General features: G+C 58.6%; 4 protein-coding genes. All 4 read left to right on the forward strand.

All coding sequences use genetic code 11. The annotated features are described in order from the left end of the window. On the forward strand, positions 1–673 hold a 673-nt coding region (gene ligK / locus WA989_RS15755), incomplete at its 5' end, for a 4-carboxy-4-hydroxy-2-oxoadipate aldolase/oxaloacetate decarboxylase (protein WP_424341432.1). Further along, a complete protein-coding gene (locus tag WA989_RS15760) occupies positions 666–1,721 on the forward strand; it encodes a 4-oxalomesaconate tautomerase (protein ID WP_424341433.1) in 1,056 nt (351 codons plus the stop codon). The genes ligK and WA989_RS15760, both read left to right, overlap by 8 nt. Next, on the forward strand, positions 1,718–2,608 hold the full coding sequence (locus WA989_RS15765) for an amidohydrolase family protein (protein WP_424341434.1): 891 nt from the start codon (positions 1,718–1,720) through the stop codon (positions 2,606–2,608). The genes WA989_RS15760 and WA989_RS15765 overlap by 4 nt, the downstream gene beginning before the upstream one ends. A 313-nt stretch (positions 2,609–2,921) precedes the next feature. Continuing rightward, the gene (locus tag WA989_RS15770; RefSeq protein ID WP_424341435.1) at positions 2,922–3,284 is read left to right on the forward strand and encodes a hypothetical protein; all 363 of its coding nucleotides are present in this window, start codon (positions 2,922–2,924) and stop codon (positions 3,282–3,284) included. The last annotated feature ends 4 nt before the right edge of the window (positions 3,285–3,288 follow it).

A 3,288-nucleotide genomic window follows, 5' to 3' on the forward strand; every position in this document is an offset into this window, starting at 1 on the left:
GAGCGGGATTGTAGTCCAGAATATTAGCCGCGCGCCGCTCGCGATAGTAGATGGTCTCGCAAAGGCGGGCGTCGCAACGGTTCATGAAGCGCAGGGCCGCAAGGGGCTTCTCGCTAGCCGGCTGAGGCCGATTTATGCAGGGGCGAGGATTGCCGGAACGGCCGTGACGATTTCAGCGCCCCCTGGCGATAACTGGATGATCCATGTCGCCATTGAACAGCTTCAGGCGGGAGATATCCTCGTCCTTGCCCCGACCAGCCCCTGTGAGGACGGCTACTTTGGTGACCTTCTGGCGACCTCGGCGCAGGCGCGTGGCTGCCGGGGCCTCATCATCGATGCGGGTGTACGGGACGTGAAGGATCTGACGGCGATGAATTTTCCTGTCTGGTCGAAGGCGATCTTCTCGCAGGGCACAGTCAAGAACACGATCGGCTCGGTAAATGTACCCGTGGTTTGCGCAGGGGCCGCAATCACTCCTGGTGATGTAATCGTCGCCGACGATGACGGCGTGTGCGTGGTTGCGTGCGAGGAAGCTGACAGCGTCCTGAAGAAAGCGCAGGAACGTGAGGCCAGGGAAGAAGATAAACGCCAACGCCTTGCCGCCGGCGAACTCGGCCTCGACATTTACGACATGCGCCCGCGCCTCAAGGAAATGGGCCTCAAATATGTCTGACGGCATTCGCTGCATGTGGATGCGAGGAGGCACGTCGAAAGGCGGCTACTTTCTGAAAGACGACCTGCCGTCAGACCCAGCTGAACGTGACGCGCTTTTGCTGCGTATCATGGGCTCACCCGATGCCCGGCAGATTGACGGCATGGGCGGCGCAGACCCGCTCACGAGCAAGGTCGCCGTGGTGTCAAAGTCGGACCAGTATGGCGTCGACGTCAATTATCTCTTCCTGCAGGTGTTCGTCGATCAGGCAATTGTGACCGATGCCCAGAATTGCGGGAACATCCTGGCAGGCGTCGGCCCCTTTGCAATCGAGCGCGACCTCGTCATGGCCAATGACGGAACGACATCCGTCAGCATCTTCATGGAAAATACGGGCCAGACGGCGATCGCCGAGATTGAGACACCGGCGGGCAGGGTCAACTATGCCGGCAAGGCAAGGATCGATGGCGTGCCAGGATCGCACGCGCCTGTTCCTCTCGAGTTTCGCGACACGGCGGGCTCAAGCTGCGGCGCGCTTCTGCCGACGGGCAACGAAGTTGATGTTATAGACGGCGTCGACTGCACCCTCATCGACAATGGTATGCCCTGCATTGTCATGAAGGCAAGGGATGTCGGCATCACAGGTTACGAGACACGCGAGGATCTCGACGCAAATAGCGAGCTGAAGCAGCGCATCGAAGCGATCCGACTCAAGGCCGGGCCGATTATGAATCTTGGCGATGTCGCCGAAAAGTCGGTTCCAAAAATCATGCTGGTGGCGCCTCCGAGAGACGGCGGCGCCGTGACCGTTCGCAGTTTCATCCCGCACCGCGCGCATGCGACGATCGGGGTATTGGGTGCTGTTACAGTTGCGACGGCTTGCCTGCTCGGCAGTTCGCCAGCAGCTGAGGTTGCTGATATCCCGGGTGGCCAAAAGAAGAAGCTTTCTATCGAGCATCCAACGGGCGAGATGAGCAGTATACTGAAGGTTGGAAAGACCGGAGAAGTCGAAAGTGCCGCCTTGTTGCGAACAGCCCGAAAACTGATGGATGGGGTTGTCTTCCCATGAGCAGGATTCGGAGCTGGACAGACAGTCCTTCGAAGCCAACCTATCGCCCGCCGGCTGGCGCCGTTGACACCCATTGTCACGTGTTCGGTCCGCAAGCCGGGTTTCCGTTCAGCGTGAAGGCCAAATACCTACCCCAGGATGCTGGGCCTGACATGTTGTTCGCGCTGCGTGACCATCTCGGCTTCTCGCGCAATGTGGTGGTCCAGGCGAGCTGTCACGGCACTGACAACCGGGCGATTCTCAATGCGATCGCCAAATCAGAGGGCAGGGCCCGTGGTGTGGCGGTCGTCGATCCTTCGATCAGCAACCCAGAGCTCGATGCGCTTCACGCTGGAGGTATCCGCGGGGTCCGGTTCAACTTCCTGAGGCGGCTCGTTGACGATGCGCCGAAGGACAAGTTTCTTGAGGTCGCAAGGCGGATCGAGCGGCTCGGCTGGCATGTCGTGATTTACTTCGAAGCTGATTTACTCGACGAGCTCACACCTTTTATGGAAGCCATTCCGACGGACATCGTCATCGACCATATGGGCCGGCCCGATGTCAGCACCGGTCCAGACGGTCCAGAGATGCTCGCCTTCAGGAACTTCCTTCGTGCTCACCCGAATGTCTGGACCAAGGTCAGTTGCGCCGAACGTCTATCAGCTCAAGGAGCGCCCTTCGACGACTTTGTCGAGAGCGTTGCTCCGCTCGTCGAGGAGTTCCAGGATCGGGTCCTTTGGGGAACCGACTGGCCGCATCCAAACATGCAGGATGCCATTCCGGACGATGGCGCCCTGGTCGACCTCATTCCCCGGCTGGCAAGAAGCAAAGAGCTTCAGACCAAACTGCTGATAAGCAATCCGATGCGGCTATACTGGCCGGAAGAGTGGGAGGAAGAACAACAATGATTGAGTACATGCTGAACGAAAGTCGACGGGATAATAGCAAGAGCTGGCTTCGAACCGACACAACCGTATTCGTGCTGATGATGGCGAGCTGCGCGGTTCTGCTCGCGATATTTGCTGCCGTCGTTCTCTAGGGCTCATGTCCGGAGCGAGCGGGGAAGTATTGATAGAAGCGCTGCTGCGCGTTTCGGGCTCTCCGCCAGACACAGCTCCCACCGCCAGGTTACTTGGAGGGGCTGTAGGTGAGATACTCTGTGAGCTTTATGGGCTCGTCTCGCGGGACTTGCCAAAAGATGCCCGAACGAGTGCAGCAGGGTTGGCCGTTTTTGGGCTGATGGCTCGGCTTCTTGATGGTCAGGTTTCTTCGTTGCTTGAAAGGCGCAAGGTCACTGTCGCGAGCAAAGCCTGGGCAACTATCAGGCGCGAAATTTTACGCAGCTTTCCGCGAGAAGAAGCGGGCAAAATCCGGCAGGATGTTACACGCCTTGAAACGGATTTGCGCGAAAGCGTTCGAACGTCGAGCTCAGCAAACGCGATCGCCAACGAAATCGGCATCATCGGTCTGGCGCTTGCCTGTCAGTTTCCAGACAGGGCTGATGAGGCATCCAAATTTGATGAAGCGCTCGGAGCCTTGACCACCATGATCCGTGCTGTAAGCGAAGGCATGTCCGAGCAGTAAGCAC

Source organism: Henriciella sp., assembly GCF_049649345.1.
GTDB lineage: Bacteria > Pseudomonadota > Alphaproteobacteria > Caulobacterales > Hyphomonadaceae > Henriciella.